Source organism: Escherichia sp. XD33 (assembly GCF_019375075.1).
Classification (GTDB): domain Bacteria; phylum Pseudomonadota; class Gammaproteobacteria; order Enterobacterales; family Enterobacteriaceae; genus Enterobacter; species Enterobacter flexneri_A.
In genome coordinates this window covers 68,484-86,468 of record NZ_JAENDM010000001.1, presented here as the reverse complement: position 1 = coordinate 86,468, position 17,985 = coordinate 68,484, and the positions used below count along the sequence as shown (strand labels likewise).

Sequence of the window (17,985 nt, the reverse complement as noted above, 5' to 3'; positions counted from 1 at the left end):
TATGGAATTATCCTCACTGACCGCCGTTTCCCCTGTCGATGGACGCTACGGCGATAAAGTCAGCGCGCTGCGCGGGATTTTCAGCGAATATGGTTTGCTGAAATTCCGTGTACAAGTTGAAGTACGTTGGCTGCAAAAACTGGCCGCGCACGCAGCGATCAAGGAAGTTCCTGCTTTTGCTGCCGACGCAATCGGTTACCTTGATGCAATCGTCGCCAGTTTCAGCGAAGAAGATGCGGCGCGCATCAAAACTATCGAGCGTATCACTAACCACGACGTTAAAGCGGTTGAGTATTTCCTGAAAGAAAAAGTGGCGGAGATCCCGGAACTGCACGCGGTTTCTGAATTCATCCACTTTGCCTGTACTTCGGAAGATATCAATAACCTCTCCCACGCATTAATGCTGAAAACCGCGCGTGATGAAGTGATCCTGCCATACTGGCGTCAACTGATTGATGGCATTAAAGATCTCGCCGTTCAGTATCGCGATATCCCGCTGCTGTCTCGTACCCACGGTCAGCCAGCCACGCCGTCAACCATCGGTAAAGAGATGGCAAACGTCGCCTACCGTATGGAGCGCCAGTACCGCCAGCTTAACCAGGTGGAGATCCTCGGCAAAATCAACGGCGCGGTCGGTAACTATAACGCCCACATCGCCGCTTACCCGGAAGTTGACTGGCATCAGTTCAGCGAAGAGTTCGTCACCTCGCTGGGTATTCAGTGGAACCCGTACACCACCCAGATCGAACCGCACGACTACATTGCCGAACTGTTTGATTGCGTTGCGCGCTTCAACACTATTCTGATCGACTTTGACCGTGACGTCTGGGGTTATATCGCCCTTAACCACTTCAAACAGAAAACCATTGCTGGTGAGATTGGTTCTTCCACCATGCCGCATAAAGTTAACCCGATCGACTTCGAAAACTCCGAAGGGAATCTGGGCCTTTCCAACGCGGTATTGCAGCATCTGGCAAGCAAACTGCCGGTTTCCCGCTGGCAGCGTGACCTGACCGACTCTACCGTGCTGCGTAACCTCGGCGTGGGTATCGGTTATGCCTTGATTGCATATCAATCCACCCTGAAAGGCGTGAGCAAACTGGAAGTGAACCGTGACCATCTGCTGGATGAACTGGATCACAACTGGGAAGTGCTGGCTGAACCAATCCAGACAGTTATGCGTCGCTATGGCATCGAAAAACCGTACGAGAAGCTGAAAGAGCTGACTCGCGGTAAGCGCGTTGACGCCGAAGGCATGAAGCAGTTTATCGATGGTCTGGCGTTGCCAGAAGAAGAGAAAGCCCGCCTGAAAGCGATGACGCCGGCTAACTATATTGGTCGAGCTATCACGATGGTTGATGAGCTGAAATAAACCTCGTATCAGTGCCGGATGGCGATGCTGTCCGGCCTGCTTATTAAGATTATCCGCTTTTTATTTTTTCACTTTACCTCCCCTCCCCGCTGGTTTATTTAATGTTTACCCCCATAACCACATAATCGCGTTACACTATTTTAATAATTAAGACAGGGAGAAATAAAAATGCGCGTACTGGTTGTTGAAGACAATGCGTTGTTACGTCACCACCTTAAAGTTCAGATTCAGGATGCTGGCCATCAGGTCGATGACGCAGAAGATGCCAAAGAAGCCGATTATTATCTCAATGAACATATACCGGATATTGCGATTGTCGATCTCGGATTGCCAGACGAGGACGGTCTGTCACTGATTCGCCGCTGGCGTAGCAACGATGTTTCACTGCCGATTCTGGTATTAACCGCCCGTGAAAGCTGGCAGGACAAAGTCGAAGTATTAAGTGCCGGTGCTGATGATTATGTGACTAAACCGTTTCATATTGAAGAGGTGATGGCGCGAATGCAGGCATTAATGCGGCGTAATAGCGGTCTGGCTTCACAGGTCATTTCGCTCCCCCCGTTTCAGGTTGATCTCTCTCGCCGTGAATTATCTATTAATGACGAAGTGATCAAACTGACCGCGTTCGAATACACCATTATGGAAACGTTGATACGCAATAATGGCAAAGTGGTGAGCAAAGATTCGTTAATGCTACAACTCTATCCGGATGCGGAGCTGCGGGAAAGCCATACCATTGATGTACTGATGGGACGTCTGCGCAAAAAAATTCAGGCACAATATCCGCAAGAAGTGATTACCACCGTTCGCGGCCAGGGCTATCTGTTCGAATTGCGCTGATGAAAAAATTACTGCGTCTTTTTTTCCCGCTCTCGCTGCGGGTACGTTTTCTGTTGGCAACGGCAGCGGTAGTACTGGTGCTTTCGCTTGCCTACGGAATGGTCGCGCTGATCGGTTATAGCGTCAGTTTCGATAAAACTACGTTTCGGCTGTTACGTGGCGAAAGCAATCTGTTCTATACCCTTGCGAAGTGGGAAAACAATAAGTTGCATGTCGAGTTACCAGAAAATATCGACAAGCAAAGCCCCACCATGACGCTAATTTATGATGAGAACGGGCAGCTTTTATGGGCGCAACGTGACGTGCCCTGGCTGATGAAGATGATCCAGCCTGACTGGCTGAAATCGAATGGTTTTCATGAAATTGAAGCGGATGTTAACGATACCAGCCTCTTGCTGAGTGGAGATCATTCGATACAGCAACAGTTGCAGGAAGTGCGGGAAGATGACGACGACGCGGAGATGACCCACTCGGTGGCGGTAAACGTCTACCCGGCAACATCGCGAATGCCAAAGTTAACCATTGTGGTGGTGGATACCATTCCGGTGGAGCTAAAAAGTTCCTATATGGTCTGGAGCTGGTTTATCTATGTGCTCTCAGCCAATCTGCTGTTAGTGATCCCGCTGCTGTGGGTCGCCGCCTGGTGGAGTTTACGCCCCATCGAAGCCCTGGCAAAAGAAGTCCGCGAACTGGAAGAACATAACCGCGAATTGCTCAATCCAGCCACAACGCGAGAACTGACCAGTCTGGTACGAAACCTGAACCGATTGTTAAAAAGTGAACGCGAACGTTACGACAAATACCGTACGACGCTCACCGACCTGACCCATAGTCTGAAAACGCCACTGGCGGTGCTGCAAAGTACGCTGCGTTCTCTGCGTAGTGAAAAGATGAGCGTCAGTGATGCTGAGCCGGTAATGCTGGAGCAAATCAGCCGCATTTCACAGCAAATTGGCTACTACCTGCATCGTGCCAGTATGCGCGGCGGGACATTGCTCAGCCGCGAGCTGCATCCGGTCGCCCCACTGCTGGACAATCTCACCTCAGCGCTGAACAAAGTGTATCAACGCAAAGGGGTCAATATCTCTCTCGATATTTCGCCAGAGATCAGCTTTGTCGGTGAGCAGAACGATTTTGTCGAGGTGATGGGCAACGTGCTGGATAATGCCTGTAAATATTGCCTCGAGTTTGTCGAAATTTCTGCAAGGCAAACCGACGAGCATCTCTATATTGTGGTCGAGGATGATGGCCCCGGTATTCCATTAAGCAAGCGAGAGGTCATTTTCGACCGTGGTCAACGGGTTGATACTTTACGCCCTGGGCAAGGTGTGGGGCTGGCGGTAGCCCGCGAAATCACCGAGCAATATGAGGGTAAAATCGTCGCCGGAGATAGCATGCTTGGCGGTGCGCGGATGGAGGTGATTTTTGGTCGCCAGCATTCTACGCCGAAAGATGAATAAATATGTCCATACTTCACGCATTACGTTAAGCATCCGTTATAATCGGTTGCAGATACCAGCCTGTGGATGCTTAACATGGAATACCAACTCACTCTTAACTGGCCCGATTTTCTTGAACGTCACTGGCAGAAACGCCCGGTGGTGTTAAAACGCGGCTTTAATAATTTTATTGACCCGATCTCTCCAGACGAGTTGGCGGGTCTGGCGATGGAAAGCGAAGTCGACAGTCGACTGGTCAGTCACCAGGATGGCAAATGGCAGGTCAGCCACGGTCCGTTCGAAAGCTACGATCATCTCGGTGAAACTAACTGGTCATTGTTAGTGCAAGCAGTAAATCACTGGCATGAGCCGACCGCCGCGCTGATGCGACCGTTCCGTGAACTACCGGACTGGCGTATTGATGATCTGATGATCTCTTTTTCTGTACCTGGCGGCGGCGTCGGCCCGCATCTCGATCAGTACGACGTGTTTATCATTCAGGGTACCGGACGTCGTCGCTGGCGAGTGGGCGAAAAGCTGCAAATGAAACAGCACTGCCCACACCCGGATCTGTTACAGGTCGATCCGTTCGAAGCCATCATCGATGAAGAGCTGGAGCCTGGCGATATTCTTTATATTCCGCCAGGATTCCCGCATGAAGGCTACGCGCTGGAAAATGCGATGAACTATTCCGTGGGTTTTCGCGCGCCAAATACGCGGGAATTAATTAGCGGATTTGCCGATTATGTGCTGCAACGTGAACTGGGCGGCAACTACTACAGCGATCCGGATGTTCCACCTCGCGCTCATCCTGCGGACGTTCTGCCGCAAGAAATGGATAAACTGCGTGAGATGATGCTCGAATTGATCAACCAGCCGGAACACTTTAAGCAATGGTTTGGCGAGTTTATATCCCAGTCACGTCATGAACTGGATATCGCGCCGCCGGAACCGCCTTATCAGCCAGATGAAATCTACGATGCGCTGAAACAAGGTGATGTGCTGGTGCGCCTGGGTGGTCTGCGCGTATTGCGCATTGGCGACGACGTGTATGCCAATGGTGAGAAGATCGATTCCCCGCACCGTCCGGCACTGGATGCACTCGCCAGCAACATTGCGCTGACCGCGGAGAATTTTGGCGATGCGCTGGAAGATCCGTCATTCCTCGCGATGCTCGCGGCGCTGGTCAATAGCGGATACTGGTTCTTCGAAGGGTAAGTTTGGATTTAAGCCGGATGCGGCATCACATGCCGCATCCCTTTTCGCTTACTTCCGTTGCGCCGTTAACTCGGCAATACGGACGATCACCTGCACCGCTTTTTCCATACCTTCCAGAGTCACAAACTCATGCTTACCATGATAGTTGTAACCGCCAGTGAACAGGTTCGGGCACGGTAATCCCATAAACGACAACTGCGCGCCGTCGGTACCGCCGCGGATCGGTTTCAGTTCCGGTTCAATATCGCAGTCACGCATCGCCTGCTGGGCGATATCGAGAATATGCGGATGCTCAACCACTTTCTCGCGCATATTGTAGTAACTGTCTTCAATCACCAGTTCAATGTAGCAATCAGGATGTAACCCTTTGCCCACTTTTTTGGCGATCTCCATCATTTTACGTTTACGCGCTTCAAACTGTTTACGGTCGAAATCACGGATGATGTAGTGCATATCGGCTCGGTCAACGGTGCCTTTCATGCTCGCCAGGTGATAGAAACCTTCATAGCCTTCTGTCATTTCCGGGCTTTCATCCGCCGGAACTTCCGCATGAATACGTGCCGCCAGCGACAGCGCATTTACCATCACTCCTTTCGCCGTGCCCGGATGAACATTGTTACCGACAATTTTGATATTGACCGATGCGGCGTTGAAGTTTTCAAACTCCAGTTCGCCTACGCCACCACCGTCAACAGTGTAAGCCCAGCGGGCATCGAGGGCATCAACATCAAAATGTTTCGCCCCTTTGCCCACTTCTTCATCCGGGGTAAAGGCGACGCGAATATCACCATGCGGAATGTTTTTCTGTTGCAATACCGCCAGCGCGGTCATGATTTCTGCAATACCGGCTTTGTCATCGGCACCTAACAAGGTTTTACCATCGGTGGTAATCAACGTCTGACCCAGTAGCTGATGCAGCACCGGGAACATAACCGGTGATAAAACTTCATCGCCGATACCCAGCGCAATATCGCCACCGCGATAGTTTTCAACAATTTGCGGATTAACATTTTTGCCGCTGCAATCCGGTGAGGTATCCACATGAGAAATAAAGCCAATCGCCGGGATATCGCCAGGGACGTTAGCCGGTAACGTCGCCATCAAAGTGCCCTTCTCACTTAAGGTCACATTGATAAGCCCCATTTCTTCGAGCTGCTCTTTCAGCAGATGCAATAACTTCCATTGGCCTTCCGTGCTGGGAACCTGTCTCACCCCTGCTTTTGATTGGGTATCCAGAGACACGTAGTTCAAAAATCGCTCAAGTAGTTTATCCATGTAGTCACCCTCACTTTTTGTGACAACATTATTAAGAAGCAAGAAAAGACAAATATTGCGTCAGGTCACTTTTACCCCTGCAAGCGGGAATATTTATCAGCATTACCTTAATGAATATAAAGCTAAGCCAGTAATTCACAACAAAGATTGGCGATTCAAGCGGTTTGCCGTAGAATTACCGCCCTCATTAAGAGTCACCAAGGTGGTTAACCACAAACCCCGCATCGGTAAGCCATCCGTTGCGTTTACATGGGACAGAGTAAAAAATTGAATAAACAACCGAGTTCGCTTTCACCGCTGGTGCAATTGGCGGGAATTCGCAAATGCTTTGATGGTAAAGAGGTCATTCCCCAGCTGGATCTGACTATCAACAATGGCGAGTTCCTCACGCTGCTTGGCCCTTCTGGCTGCGGTAAAACAACCGTTCTTCGCCTGATTGCAGGTCTGGAAACTGTTGATTCCGGACGCATCATGCTGGATAACGAGGACATCACCCACGTTCCGGCGGAAAACCGCTATGTGAACACTGTTTTCCAAAGCTACGCACTTTTCCCCCACATGACCGTGTTCGAAAATGTGGCCTTTGGGTTGCGCATGCAAAAAACCCCCGCTGCTGAAATTACGCCCCGCGTGATGGAAGCCCTGCGGATGGTGCAACTGGAAACCTTCGCTCAACGTAAACCGCATCAGCTCTCTGGTGGTCAACAGCAACGCGTCGCCATTGCTCGCGCGGTGGTTAACAAGCCTCGTCTGTTGTTGCTGGATGAGTCGCTCTCAGCGCTGGATTACAAACTGCGTAAGCAAATGCAGAACGAGCTGAAAGCGTTACAGCGTAAGCTTGGTATTACCTTCGTCTTTGTCACTCACGATCAGGAAGAAGCGCTCACCATGTCAGACAGGATTGTGGTGATGCGCGAGGGTCGTATTGAGCAAGATGGTACACCGCGCGAAATTTACGAAGAGCCGAAAAACCTGTTTGTTGCCGGCTTCATTGGCGAAATCAATATGTTTAACGCCACTGTCATCGAACGTCTAGACGAGCAGCGCGTACGCGCCAACGTTGAAGGCCGCGAATGTAATATCTACGTTAACTTCGCCGTTGAACCGGGGCAAAAACTGCATGTTCTGCTGCGCCCGGAAGACTTACGTGTTGAAGAGATTAACGACGACAACCACGCTGAAGGGCTGATTGGTTACGTTCGTGAGCGTAACTACAAAGGCATGACGCTGGAGTCGGTTGTTGAACTGGAAAATGGCAAGATGGTGATGGTCAGCGAATTCTTCAATGAAGACGACCCTGACTTTGACCACTCTCTCGACCAAAAAATGGCCATTAATTGGGTAGAAAGCTGGGAGGTCGTACTGGCTGATGAAGAACACAAGTAAGTTCCAGAATGTAGTGATTGTCACTATTGTCGGTTGGCTTGTGTTGTTTGTCTTTCTGCCCAACCTGATGATCATTGGCACCAGCTTTTTGACCCGCGACGACGCCAGTTTCGTCAAAATGGTCTTTACGCTGGATAACTACACGCGTCTGCTCGATCCGCTCTATTTTGAAGTGCTATTGCACTCGCTGAATATGGCGCTGATCGCCACCCTCGCCTGCCTGGTGCTGGGCTACCCGTTTGCCTGGTTTCTGGCGAAGCTACCACACAAGGTGCGTCCGCTGCTGCTGTTTCTGCTGATTGTTCCCTTCTGGACCAACTCACTGATTCGCATCTACGGGCTGAAAATTTTCCTCAGCACCAAAGGCTATCTCAACGAGTTTTTGCTCTGGCTGGGCGTTATCGACACACCAATTCGTATCATGTTCACGCCCAGTGCGGTGATTATCGGTCTGGTTTACATTCTGCTACCGTTTATGGTGATGCCGCTGTACTCCAGTATCGAAAAACTGGATAAGCCGTTGCTTGAGGCGGCGCGCGATCTCGGTGCCAGCAAGTTACAGACTTTTATCCGTATCATTATTCCACTGACGATGCCGGGAATTATTGCCGGATGTCTGCTGGTGATGCTGCCAGCGATGGGCCTGTTCTATGTATCCGACCTGATGGGCGGTGCGAAAAACCTGCTGATCGGTAACGTCATCAAGGTCCAGTTCCTTAATATTCGTGACTGGCCGTTTGGTGCAGCTACCAGCATTACGCTGACTATCGTAATGGGCCTGATGTTGGTGGTTTACTGGCGCGCTTCTCGTTTGCTGAATAAGAAGGTGGAACTCGAATGATCGGTCGACTGCTTCGCGGCGGTTTTATGACCGCTATCTACGCGTACCTGTATATCCCAATCATTATTTTGATTGTGAACTCCTTTAACAGCTCGCGCTTTGGCATCAACTGGCAGGGTTTTACCACCAAATGGTATAGCCTGCTGATGAACAACGACAGCCTGTTACAGGCAGCGCAGCATTCACTAACAATGGCGGTGTTTTCGGCGACGTTTGCTACGCTTATCGGTTCACTGACGGCAGTTGCGCTGTACCGTTATCGCTTTCGTGGTAAGCCGTTCGTTAGCGGAATGCTGTTTGTGGTGATGATGTCACCAGATATCGTGATGGCGATTTCGCTGCTGGTGCTGTTTATGCTGCTGGGTATTCAGCTTGGCTTCTGGTCGCTGCTGTTCTCGCATATCACCTTCTGCCTGCCATTTGTGGTGGTGACGGTGTATTCGCGCCTGAAAGGTTTTGACGTGCGAATGCTGGAAGCGGCGAAAGATCTCGGTGCCAGCGAATTTACCATTCTGCGAAAAATCATTCTGCCACTGGCAATGCCAGCGGTGGCGGCGGGCTGGGTGTTAAGCTTTACCCTGTCGATGGACGATGTGGTAGTTTCTTCGTTCGTCACCGGACCAAGTTATGAAATTCTGCCGTTAAAAATTTATTCGATGGTCAAAGTCGGCGTATCGCCGGAAGTTAACGCGCTGGCAACCATATTACTGGTGCTGTCGCTGGTGATGGTTATTGCCAGCCAGCTTATTGCTCGTGATAAAACGAAAGGTAACACAGGGGACGTTAAATGAAAAAATGGTCACGCCACCTGCTCGCGGCGGGTGCTCTGGCACTGGGCATGAGCGCCGCTCACGCCGATGACAACAACACGCTGTATTTCTACAACTGGACCGAGTACGTGCCGCCAGGACTGCTTGAACAGTTCACCAAAGAAACCGGTATTAAGGTTATCTATTCGACTTACGAGTCGAACGAAACCATGTACGCCAAGCTGAAAACATACAAAGACGGTGCCTATGATCTGGTGGTTCCTTCAACCTATTACGTTGATAAAATGCGTAAAGAAGGGATGATCCAGAAGATCGACAAGTCGAAGTTAACAAACTTCAGCAATCTCGATCCAGACATGCTCAACAAGCCTTTTGACCCGAATAACGACTACTCCATTCCGTATATCTGGGGTGCGACGGCGATTGGTGTTAACGGTGATGCGGTGGATCCGAAATCTGTCACCAGCTGGGCCGATCTGTGGAAGCCAGAGTACAAAGGCAGCCTGCTGTTGACCGACGATGCCCGTGAAGTGTTCCAGATGGCGCTGCGTAAGCTGGGCTACTCCGGTAACACCACCGATCCGAAAGAGATTGAAGCTGCATATAACGAGCTGAAAAAACTGATGCCAAACGTGGCAGCCTTTAACTCCGATAACCCGGCGAACCCGTACATGGAAGGCGAAGTTAACCTCGGCATGATCTGGAACGGTTCTGCTTTCGTTGCACGCCAGGCGGGTACGCCAATTGACGTGGTGTGGCCGAAAGAAGGCGGCATTTTCTGGATGGACAGCCTGGCGATCCCGGCAAATGCCAAAAACAAAGAAGGCGCGCTGAAATTGATCAACTTCCTGCTGCGCCCGGATGTGGCAAAACAGGTTGCCGAAACTATCGGTTATCCAACGCCAAACCTTGCGGCGCGTAAGCTGTTAAGCCCGGAAGTGGCGAACGATAAAACGCTCTACCCGGATGCTGAAACCATTAAAAATGGCGAATGGCAGAATGACGTTGGCGCAGCCAGCAGCATTTATGAAGAGTATTATCAGAAGCTGAAAGCAGGACGTTAATTCAGCAAGCGGGCGGTGGTATTACCGCCCGTTTTTTAGTTAGCAAGGATGTGGCTAATGAGTCAGGACAGTAAAGTTTTCTTTCGTATATTCCTCGGTATCGGTCTGGTACTGATCCTCATTTCTGTTGTTGTCTTTTATAACCAGTTCACCTATAGCAAAGACGCGATTCATACCGAAGGCGTCATTGTTGATACCGTCTGGCACTCCAGTCATTCTCATCGCACGGGTAAAGATGGTTCGTGGTATCCCGTCGTTGCCTTTCGACCGACGCCAGATTACACGCTAATTTTCAATTCGAGTATCGGCAGCGATTTTTATGAAGACAGCGAAGGCGATAAAGTTAATGTTTATTATTCTCCCGGGCATCCTGAAAAGGCTGAGATAAATAACCCGTGGGTTAATTTTTTTAAATGGGGGTTTATCGGCATTATGGGCGTTATTTTTATCGCCGTCGGTTTATTAATAAGTATGCCCTCCTCTAAAAAATCACGCAGGAAACGGAAGTCCCGCCCATGAAAAAATTCATTATACTGCTCAGTTTACTGATACTCCTGCCTCTGACAGCAGCCAGCAAGCCATTAATTCCAATAATGAAGACACTTTTTACGGACGTTACCGGTACTGTACCAGATGCTGAAGAGATCGCGCATAAAGCCGAGCTTTTTCGCCAACAAACGGGAATTGCACCGTTTATTGTGGTTTTACCCGACATTAATAATGAAGCCAGTCTCAGACAAAATGGTAAAGCGATGCTGGCGCATGCGTCATCTTCATTGAGTGATGTAAAAGGAAGTGTTCTGTTACTATTTACTACCCGCGAACCACGGTTAATTATGATCACCAACGGCCAGGTTGAAAGTGGTCTGGACGATAAACATCTCGGCCTTCTGATAGAAAATCACACGCTGGCTTATTTAAATGCAGATCTCTGGTATCAGGGAATCAATAATGCATTGGCTGTTCTACAAGCACAGATATTAAAACAATCGACGCCGCCACTAACGTATTATCCGCATCCAGGACAACAGCATGAAAATGCTCCCCCCGGCAGCACCAACACATTAGGTTTTATCGCCTGGGCTGCGACGTTTATCTTATTTTCCAGGATCTTTTACTACACGACTCGTTTTATTTATGCGTTAAAATTTGCAGTGGCGATGACTATTGCCAATATGGGTTATCAGGCTTTATGTTTGTATATCGATAATAGCTTTGCGATTACCAGAATATCGCCACTCTGGGCAGGGCTAATTGGTGTCTGTACGTTTATTGCCGCATTGTTATTGACGAGTAAACGATAAAAGAGGCCGGAAAAGTGCGCGTGTATTATGCCGGATGGGGCGCGAACGCCTTATCCGGCCCACAAAACCCGCAAATTCAATTAATTGCGTCCCCTTGCAGGCCTGATAAGCGTAGTGCATCAGGCAATGCTTCCCGCTTTTAATCCCTTCAGCAACTTTTCAACAAACTCAGGCACCACCTGGCTTGCCGGGCCGTAATATTTCTCGGCAAATTCATTACCAACCTGACTCGGTTCAAGATTCAGTTCCACGGTGTGCGCGCCATGCAGTTTCGCTTCGTGAACAAACCCAGCCGCCGGATAAACATGCCCGGATGTGCCAATGGCAATGAAAATATCGGCCATCGACAACGCCATATAAATTTCATCCATGCCGAGTGGCATTTCGCCAAACCACACTACGTGCGGGCGCAAGGGTGCCGGAAACTGGCAACAATGGCATTTATCTTCTGGGGTAACGTCTCCTGTCCAGTCGAGAACCTGACCACTTTGTGAACAACGAACTTTCAGCAGTTCCCCATGCATATGAATCACATTGGTATTACCTGCGCGTTCATGCAGGTTGTCGATATTCTGCGTCACCAGCAAAAAGCGATCGCCGAGGGCGTCTTGCAGTTTAGCCAGCGCAAGATGCGCGGCGTTAGGCTGAATTTCTGGCTGCTGCAGCTGTCGACGACGGGCGTTATAAAACGCTTGCACCAGTTCAGGATCGCGATCGAAACCTTCCGGCGTTGCCACATCTTCAACCCGATGTTCTTCCCACAGGCCATCTGCGGCGCGAAAGGTACGAATACCTGATTCCGCAGAAATTCCTGCCCCTGTCAGTACGAGTACTCTTGGTTTTTCCATTGCTTCCGGCACCACTTTATCTCTGAAAAAAATACGCTGACGCAAACGCTCGCGCAGGCGGCGTTTATTTTTACGAAAACGACTTAACCGATGACCCCGACGCGACAGCATAGCAACCTCTGTTGTTTAATCGGTTAGATGTAGGAAGGCCGCACCACGCATTCCTCCCGCATCACCGTGGCGCGCGCGTTCAATGCGCGGAACACGAGCTACAGGTAAGAGATGACGAGGCAGCCTGTCCGCCAGTTGCGCTGTGATTGCCGGGAAATTCGATAAGCCACCACCAATGATGACCAGGTCAGGGTCAACAATGGTCAGGATATTTCCCAGACAAACCGCTAATAAATCCAGATAACGCTCAACGTGCGCCCTTGCCTGCTCATCGCCTTGATCATAAAGCGCAATAATTTCGGGAGCCTGCAACGGTTGATGATAATAGTGTTGATACAGCCACGCAAAACCGCGACCAGACAGATAATTTTCAATGCAGCCATGCTGACCACAGCCGCAGCGGCGTAACGGGAAATCTAACCCCATCATGGTTAACGCATCAACCGGCAGACGCATATGGCCAAACTCGCCGGTAATGTAGCTTTTACCGGTAATCGGTTTGCCGTTGAAAATCAGCCCGCCGCCAACGCCGGTGCCGAGAATCAACCCCATCACCAGTGGATATTGAGTAAATTCATCATCCCAGGCTTCTGAAAGGGCAAAACAGTTGGCATCGTTATCAAGGCGTACATCGCGATCAAGACGTGCGCTCAGGTCGGCACGCAGCGGTTTACCGCTGGCAGCGGGGACATTGGCGGCATACAGCGTACCATCTTCTGTTTCCGGCATTCCCGGAATACCGATGCCGACAGAACCTTTACAGCCAAAACGTTGGTCAGCTTCAGCTACCAGCTCACACACTGCATCTAAAAATGCGTCATAGCTGTCACGCGGTGTCGGCACCCGCTTTTCCCACTGCAACTGCCGACCGCTATCAAACACGCCAAGCGCAATTTTTGTTCCACCAATATCAAACCCGTAATACATTGCCGCTCCTTGTTTTAATGTACTGCCTTTACTGGCCGCTAAGGACTCGCGCAGGGTCAATATTACTGGCGCGCCGCGCCGGATACCAACTTGCCAAAAGACTCAGCAACAATGCTGTGACCAGTACGTAGAAGACGTCCAGCCAGTGCAATTCCGATGGCAGGAAATCAATAAAATAGATATCGCTGGAGAGGAACTGATGACCGATCAACTTTTCAATCCACTCAATAATCGGGGTAAGTTGCAGTGAAACCACTACGCCGATAATCACACCACACAGGCTGCCGAACAGCCCTGCCAGCAATCCATACCAGACAAAGATGGCGCGAATTAAACCATCTTTCGCCCCCAGCGTTCTTAATACTGCGATATCGCCACTCTTGTCTTTCACCGCCATCACTAAGGTGGAGACGATGTTGAAACAGGCCACGCCAATCACCAGTACCATCGCCAGATACATAATGGCGCGGATCATTTGGATATCGCGATACATATAGCCGTAAGTACCAATCCAGCTTTTAATATAAACATAGCTGTTGGTCACTTCACCCGCATCGCGTACCAGCTTATTGGCGTTGAAAACATCCGTCATTTTAAGGGCAATACCTGACACGCTGGAACCCATATCAAGATATTGTTGGGCATCCGCCAGCGGGATCATGGCAAAACTGTGATCGAGTTGACCACTCAACTGCAAAATACCGGCAACGTGCAAACGCACACGTTTTGGCTGCATCAGTTTATGCTCGGGATTCGAGTTGGGGATCATAATCGACACCCAATCCCCCTGCTTCACTTTCAGCGCATCCGCCACGCCTTTGCCGATGATAATTTGCTGTTCGCCCGCTTTAAAATTGCGCCACGCATCGCCCTGGACAAACGAGGGTAATGCGCTCAGACGCTGTTCCTGTTGCGGGTTAACGCCCTTCACCTGGATTGCGCGAAGATTCGCGCCACTTTCCACCAGCCCGGTGAAATTGATATACGGCGCGGCAGCGGCAATACCCGGCACTTTTTGCACGTGATCCAGTGCTTCCTGCCAGTTAGTCCACGGCTGATCCACCGCCTCGATTTCACCATGCGGCACCACCGCCAGAATACGGTTGTTCAGTTCGCGTTCAAAGCCGTTCATCGCGCTTAAGCCGACGATCAATACCGCCACGCCGAGGGCAATGCCAATGGTAGAAATAACGGAGATCAGCGACACCATGCCGCCGCGCCGCCGTCCGCGACTAAAACGCAGGCCAATTAATAACGATAAAGGCATCGCCATTACTCCGCCCCCATCAGGCTCAGTTCCGCCGTCAGACGACCATCACGCATTTCTAACTGGCGGCTCATACGTTTCGCCAGTTGCAGGTCGTGAGTAACCACCAGGAAGGCGGTGCCCTGCAAGCGATTCAATTCCCCAAGCAACTGGAAGATGCTGTCGGCGTTACGCGCATCGAGGTTACCGGTAGGTTCATCCGCCAGTACCAGGCGCGGGTTATTCACCAGCGCACGGGCAATCGCCACACGCTGGCGTTCGCCGCCAGAAAGTTCAGATGGGCGGTGATTCGCACGATGATCCAGCCCCACCGCTTTTAACATCTCAAGTGCACGGCTGTTGATTTCAGCGGGCTTTTTCTTGCCAATCAGCAGCGGCATAGCCACGTTTTCCAGGGCGGTAAAATCCGGCAGCAGGTGGTGAAACTGATAAATAAAGCCCAGCTTCTGGTTGCGCAGTTCAGCTTTCGCTGCCGACGACAGTTTGCTCATTGGCTGACCATTAAAAATCACATCGCCGGAGGTTGGCGTATCCAGCCCGCCCAGCAGGTGCAGCAAGGTACTTTTACCGGAACCAGAGCTACCGACGATCGCCATCATTTCACCTTCGCCGACGCTGAAACTGACATTGTGCAGCACATCGGTTTGCACACTGCCTTCCTGATAGCGTTTGCACAGGTTGTCGCATTGCAACAGGATCTTATTCATAACGTAAAGCCTCAGCGGGTTGAGTGGCGGCAGCGCGCCATGAAGGGTAAAGCGTAGACAGCAGCGCGATAGCCATCGCCACCAGCGCAATAACAATGACCTGTAAAGGTTCGATAGCCACCGGCAGCGCCGCGCCATCAAGCAGGACGTCGATTATCGGCATCAGATTATTTAACTGGCTGGCAAGCAGGGCGCCAAGCGCCGCTCCGAGGATCGCACCGATAATCCCGGCGCTGGCCCCTTGCACCATAAAGACCATCATGATTTGTCGCGGAGTTAAGCCTTGCGTTTGCAGGATCGCTACTTCGCCCTGCTTCTCCATTACCATCAGCCCTAGTGAGGTAATAATGTTAAACGCCGCAACGGCGACAATCAGGCTCAGCAGTAAACCCATCATATTTTTTTCCATGCGTACGGCCTGGAACAACTCGCCTTTACGATCACGCCAGTCCTGCCATTTGCTGCCTTCAGGCAGTTTTTGCTGACTTAATGAGTCGACTTTCAGCGGCTCATCCAGCCACAAACGCCAGCCGGTAATATTGCCTGCCGGATAACGCATCAGACGCGAGGCATCCTCAATATTCACCAGCATTTCATAGCCATCGACTTCACTGTTGGCGGCGAAAGTGCCAATCACATTGAACAGGCGCTGGCTTGGAATACGCCCCATCGGCGTGAACTGGCTGGCAGATGGTACCATCACGCGGATTTGATCACCGCGATTAACGCCTAGCTGTGAGGCAAGTTGTTCGCCGAGGATGACATTATATTTCCCCGGCTCGAGGTCAGTTTGTTTCACATTGACCAGATACGGTGTAAGTGGATCTTTTTGCGCCGGGTCGATACCGAGCATCACCCCGACCGCCACGCTGCGCGCGCTTTGCAGTACCACATCACCGGTAGTAATAGGTGCGACGCGATTAACGCCGTCCAGTTTGACTGCCGTTTCTGGGAGTTGCTGCGGGTTAAGAGAGCCATGCTCAGAAGAGAGAATTGCCTGTGGCATCAGGCCAAGGATGTTGTTTTGCAGCTCGCGCTCAAAGCCGTTCATCACTGACAATACTGTGACCAGCGCCATCACCCCGAGGGTAATGCCGATGGTAGAAAGCCAGGAGACGAAACGACCGAAGCGATCCGCTGCACGCCCACGCATGTAACGCAGGCCAATAAATAGAGCGACAGGTTGGTACATGAAATCCGTCTGGTTGCTGTAGCAAAGACACGAGTATATAAGCGAAAGCAAGATGGGTAAACGTCTGAACTGTAAGTGATCGTCAGGGCTAATCTGAAAAGCCCCCGTAAATCAATCGGCTAAATTGCCATGTTTTATCATCAATCTTGCCGCCTGATCTTAATCTGAAAAATCATCCAATACAGACAGATACCCATTACACCTCGGGTCATAACCCGCAGGATCAACCGCATGTAAATTAAAAAAGAGCGTGTTGTCCTGATGAAACAAAAAGAGCTATGGATTAACCAGATCAAAGGGTTATGTATTTGTCTGGTGGTGATTTATCACTCGGTCATTACCTTTTATCCGCATCTGACCACTTTTCAGCATCCGTTATCGGAAGTCCTGAGCAAATGCTGGATCTATTTCAATCTTTACCTTGCCCCCTTTCGTATGCCGGTTTTTTTCTTTATATCCGGCTATTTGATTCGCCGCTATATCGACAGCGTACCGTGGGGAAATTGTCTCGATAAACGGATCTGGAACATCTTCTGGGTGCTGGCGCTTTGGGGCGTGGTGCAGTGGCTGGCACCTGAGCGCGATTTAAGCAATGCCTCCAATGCCGCTTATGCCGATTCCACCGGTGAGTTCCTGCACGGGATGATCACCGCCAGCACCAGCTTGTGGTATCTGTATGCGTTAATTGTCTATTTCGTGGTATGTAAAATTTTTAGCCGTCTGGCGCTGCCACTATTCGCCTTGTTTGTACTGCTGAGTGTGGCGGTTAATTTCGTTCCCACGCCGTGGTGGGGAATGAACAGTGTGATCCGCAATTTGCCTTATTACAGCCTTGGCGCATGGTTTGGCGCAACAATAATGACCTGTGTTAAAGAGGTGCCGTTGCGCCGCCATCTGCTGATGGCTTCTTTGCTTACCGTTCTGGCGGTCGGTGCCTGGTTGTTTACTATCTCGCTGCTGTTGTCGCTGGTATCGATTGTGGTGATCATGAAGCTGTTTTATCAATACGAGCAACGATTCGGTATGCGCTCCACCAGCCTGCTGAATGTGATTGGCTCCAACACCATTGCTATCTACACCACCCATCGCATTCTGGTTGAAATATTCAGCTTAACTCTGCTTGCGCAAATGAACGCAGCACGCTGGTCGCCGCAAGTCGAACTGACACTCCTGCTGGTTTATCCCTTTGTCAGTTTGTTCATCTGTACTGTTGCGGGCTTGCTGGTAAGAAAACTTTCACAGCGTGCATTCAGCGATCTGTTGTTCTCCCCGCCTTCACTGCCCGCTGCCGTCAGTTACTCCCGCTAAGCCATCGCCCCAGCCGGGGCGATTCAATTTGCTAAACCATGTCGATTACGGATAATGAACAGCATTGCTTATCAGAGATATGCCCCCATATGTTGAGGCATATCCTAACGAGAATC

Annotated in this window: 17 protein-coding genes; 11 read left to right on the top strand and 6 right to left on the bottom strand. The window is 50.6% G+C overall.

All coding sequences use genetic code 11. The features are described from left to right. Nucleotide 1 precedes the first annotated feature (1 nt). The 4 genes from purB (at nt 2) to roxA (ending at nt 4,869) form a co-directional block, all read left to right on the top strand. Nucleotides 2-1,372: an adenylosuccinate lyase gene (gene purB, locus K0778_RS00435; RefSeq protein ID WP_063084654.1), complete on the top strand. Its 1,371-nt coding sequence runs from the start codon at nt 2-4 to the stop codon at nt 1,370-1,372. 168 nt (nt 1,373-1,540) lie between these two features. Then, nucleotides 1,541-2,212, top strand: a complete 672-nt coding sequence (gene phoP / locus K0778_RS00430; protein ID WP_001265471.1) for a two-component system response regulator PhoP — start codon at nt 1,541-1,543, stop codon at nt 2,210-2,212. Continuing rightward, nucleotides 2,212-3,672, top strand: coding sequence for a two-component system sensor histidine kinase PhoQ (gene phoQ, locus K0778_RS00425; protein ID WP_000735411.1), 1,461 nt, complete (start codon nt 2,212-2,214; stop codon nt 3,670-3,672). Before phoP ends, phoQ begins: the two co-directional genes overlap by 1 nt. A gap of 75 nt (nt 3,673-3,747) precedes the next feature. Continuing rightward, nucleotides 3,748-4,869, top strand: coding sequence for a [50S ribosomal protein L16]-arginine 3-hydroxylase (gene roxA, locus K0778_RS00420; protein ID WP_001295435.1), 1,122 nt, complete (start codon nt 3,748-3,750; stop codon nt 4,867-4,869). 48 nt (nt 4,870-4,917) lie between these two features. Here the strand turns inward: roxA and pepT are convergent, their stop codons facing one another. Continuing rightward, on the bottom strand, nt 4,918-6,144 hold the full coding sequence (gene pepT, locus K0778_RS00415) for a peptidase T (protein ID WP_153449051.1): 1,227 nt from the start codon (nt 6,142-6,144) through the stop codon (nt 4,918-4,920). Nucleotides 6,145-6,393: 249 nt separating this feature from the next. On the opposite strand from pepT, the gene potA reads away from it, so the two are divergent. From potA to K0778_RS00385, 6 genes are read left to right on the top strand one after another with little or no spacing between them, the layout of a single operon-like run. Beyond that, nucleotides 6,394-7,530, top strand: coding sequence for a spermidine/putrescine ABC transporter ATP-binding protein PotA (potA, locus tag K0778_RS00410; protein WP_000531601.1), 1,137 nt, complete (start codon nt 6,394-6,396; stop codon nt 7,528-7,530). Further along, nucleotides 7,514-8,371 carry a spermidine/putrescine ABC transporter permease PotB gene (gene potB, locus K0778_RS00405; RefSeq protein WP_063084655.1) on the top strand — a complete coding sequence of 286 codons (858 nt, stop codon included), beginning with the start codon at nt 7,514-7,516 and terminating at the stop codon, nt 8,369-8,371. The genes potA and potB overlap by 17 nt, the downstream gene beginning before the upstream one ends. Next, the gene (gene potC, locus K0778_RS00400) at nt 8,368-9,162 is read left to right on the top strand and encodes a spermidine/putrescine ABC transporter permease PotC (RefSeq protein ID WP_000580316.1); all 795 of its coding nucleotides are present in this window, start codon (nt 8,368-8,370) and stop codon (nt 9,160-9,162) included. The genes potB and potC overlap by 4 nt, the downstream gene beginning before the upstream one ends. Continuing rightward, entirely contained in the window at nt 9,159-10,205 is a 1,047-nt protein-coding gene (potD, locus tag K0778_RS00395; protein WP_000759317.1) for a spermidine/putrescine ABC transporter substrate-binding protein PotD, read from the top strand. The genes potC and potD overlap by 4 nt, the downstream gene beginning before the upstream one ends. Before the next feature lie 57 nt (nt 10,206-10,262). Then, nucleotides 10,263-10,724 carry a DUF3592 domain-containing protein gene (locus tag K0778_RS00390; RefSeq protein WP_000076376.1) on the top strand — a complete coding sequence of 154 codons (462 nt, stop codon included), beginning with the start codon at nt 10,263-10,265 and terminating at the stop codon, nt 10,722-10,724. Next, nucleotides 10,721-11,509, top strand: coding sequence for a YgcG family protein (locus K0778_RS00385; RefSeq protein WP_000713462.1), 789 nt, complete (start codon nt 10,721-10,723; stop codon nt 11,507-11,509). The genes K0778_RS00390 and K0778_RS00385 overlap by 4 nt, the downstream gene beginning before the upstream one ends. Before the next feature lie 119 nt (nt 11,510-11,628). Here the strand turns inward: K0778_RS00385 and cobB are convergent, their stop codons facing one another. From cobB to lolC, 5 genes are read right to left on the bottom strand one after another with little or no spacing between them, the layout of a single operon-like run. Then, nucleotides 11,629-12,468 carry a Sir2 family NAD+-dependent deacetylase gene (gene cobB, locus K0778_RS00380; protein ID WP_000952737.1) on the bottom strand — a complete coding sequence of 280 codons (840 nt, stop codon included), beginning with the start codon at nt 12,466-12,468 and terminating at the stop codon, nt 11,629-11,631. 15 nt (nt 12,469-12,483) lie between these two features. After that, nucleotides 12,484-13,395, bottom strand: a complete 912-nt coding sequence (gene nagK / locus K0778_RS00375) for an N-acetylglucosamine kinase (protein WP_000291267.1) — start codon at nt 13,393-13,395, stop codon at nt 12,484-12,486. Between the two features lie 28 nt (nt 13,396-13,423). After that, complete coding sequence (lolE, locus tag K0778_RS00370) at nt 13,424-14,668, bottom strand: lipoprotein-releasing ABC transporter permease subunit LolE (RefSeq protein WP_001251348.1); 1,245 nt, start codon at nt 14,666-14,668, stop codon at nt 13,424-13,426. Further along, nucleotides 14,668-15,369: a lipoprotein-releasing ABC transporter ATP-binding protein LolD gene (gene lolD / locus K0778_RS00365; RefSeq protein ID WP_001033694.1), complete on the bottom strand. Its 702-nt coding sequence runs from the start codon at nt 15,367-15,369 to the stop codon at nt 14,668-14,670. The genes lolE and lolD overlap by 1 nt, the downstream gene beginning before the upstream one ends. Continuing rightward, nucleotides 15,362-16,561, bottom strand: coding sequence for a lipoprotein-releasing ABC transporter permease subunit LolC (lolC, locus tag K0778_RS00360; RefSeq protein WP_063084656.1), 1,200 nt, complete (start codon nt 16,559-16,561; stop codon nt 15,362-15,364). Before lolC ends, lolD begins: the two co-directional genes overlap by 8 nt. 261 nt (nt 16,562-16,822) lie before the next feature. Here lolC and K0778_RS00355 point away from each other — a divergent pair, with 261 nt between their 5' ends. Further along, complete coding sequence (locus K0778_RS00355) at nt 16,823-17,869, top strand: acyltransferase family protein (protein WP_000810270.1); 1,047 nt, start codon at nt 16,823-16,825, stop codon at nt 17,867-17,869. Nucleotides 17,870-17,985: the final 116 nt, after the last annotated feature.

What these genes read in the sequence shown, in the direction of transcription:
- purB (WP_063084654.1), top strand. Translation starts at nt 2, where the DNA reads ATGGAATTATCCTCACTGACCGCCGTTTCCCCTGTCGATGGACGCTAC.
- phoP (WP_001265471.1), top strand. Translation starts at nt 1,541, where the DNA reads ATGCGCGTACTGGTTGTTGAAGACAATGCGTTGTTACGTCACCACCTT.
- phoQ (WP_000735411.1), top strand. Translation starts at nt 2,212, where the DNA reads ATGAAAAAATTACTGCGTCTTTTTTTCCCGCTCTCGCTGCGGGTACGT.
- roxA (WP_001295435.1), top strand. Translation starts at nt 3,748, where the DNA reads ATGGAATACCAACTCACTCTTAACTGGCCCGATTTTCTTGAACGTCAC.
- pepT (WP_153449051.1), bottom strand. Translation starts at nt 6,144, where the DNA reads ATGGATAAACTACTTGAGCGATTTTTGAACTACGTGTCTCTGGATACC.
- potA (WP_000531601.1), top strand. Translation starts at nt 6,394, where the DNA reads ATGGGACAGAGTAAAAAATTGAATAAACAACCGAGTTCGCTTTCACCG.
- potB (WP_063084655.1), top strand. Translation starts at nt 7,514, where the DNA reads ATGAAGAACACAAGTAAGTTCCAGAATGTAGTGATTGTCACTATTGTC.
- potC (WP_000580316.1), top strand. Translation starts at nt 8,368, where the DNA reads ATGATCGGTCGACTGCTTCGCGGCGGTTTTATGACCGCTATCTACGCG.
- potD (WP_000759317.1), top strand. Translation starts at nt 9,159, where the DNA reads ATGAAAAAATGGTCACGCCACCTGCTCGCGGCGGGTGCTCTGGCACTG.
- K0778_RS00390 (WP_000076376.1), top strand. Translation starts at nt 10,263, where the DNA reads ATGAGTCAGGACAGTAAAGTTTTCTTTCGTATATTCCTCGGTATCGGT.
- K0778_RS00385 (WP_000713462.1), top strand. Translation starts at nt 10,721, where the DNA reads ATGAAAAAATTCATTATACTGCTCAGTTTACTGATACTCCTGCCTCTG.
- cobB (WP_000952737.1), bottom strand. Translation starts at nt 12,468, where the DNA reads ATGCTGTCGCGTCGGGGTCATCGGTTAAGTCGTTTTCGTAAAAATAAA.
- nagK (WP_000291267.1), bottom strand. Translation starts at nt 13,395, where the DNA reads ATGTATTACGGGTTTGATATTGGTGGAACAAAAATTGCGCTTGGCGTG.
- lolE (WP_001251348.1), bottom strand. Translation starts at nt 14,668, where the DNA reads ATGGCGATGCCTTTATCGTTATTAATTGGCCTGCGTTTTAGTCGCGGA.
- lolD (WP_001033694.1), bottom strand. Translation starts at nt 15,369, where the DNA reads ATGAATAAGATCCTGTTGCAATGCGACAACCTGTGCAAACGCTATCAG.
- lolC (WP_063084656.1), bottom strand. Translation starts at nt 16,561, where the DNA reads ATGTACCAACCTGTCGCTCTATTTATTGGCCTGCGTTACATGCGTGGG.
- K0778_RS00355 (WP_000810270.1), top strand. Translation starts at nt 16,823, where the DNA reads ATGAAACAAAAAGAGCTATGGATTAACCAGATCAAAGGGTTATGTATT.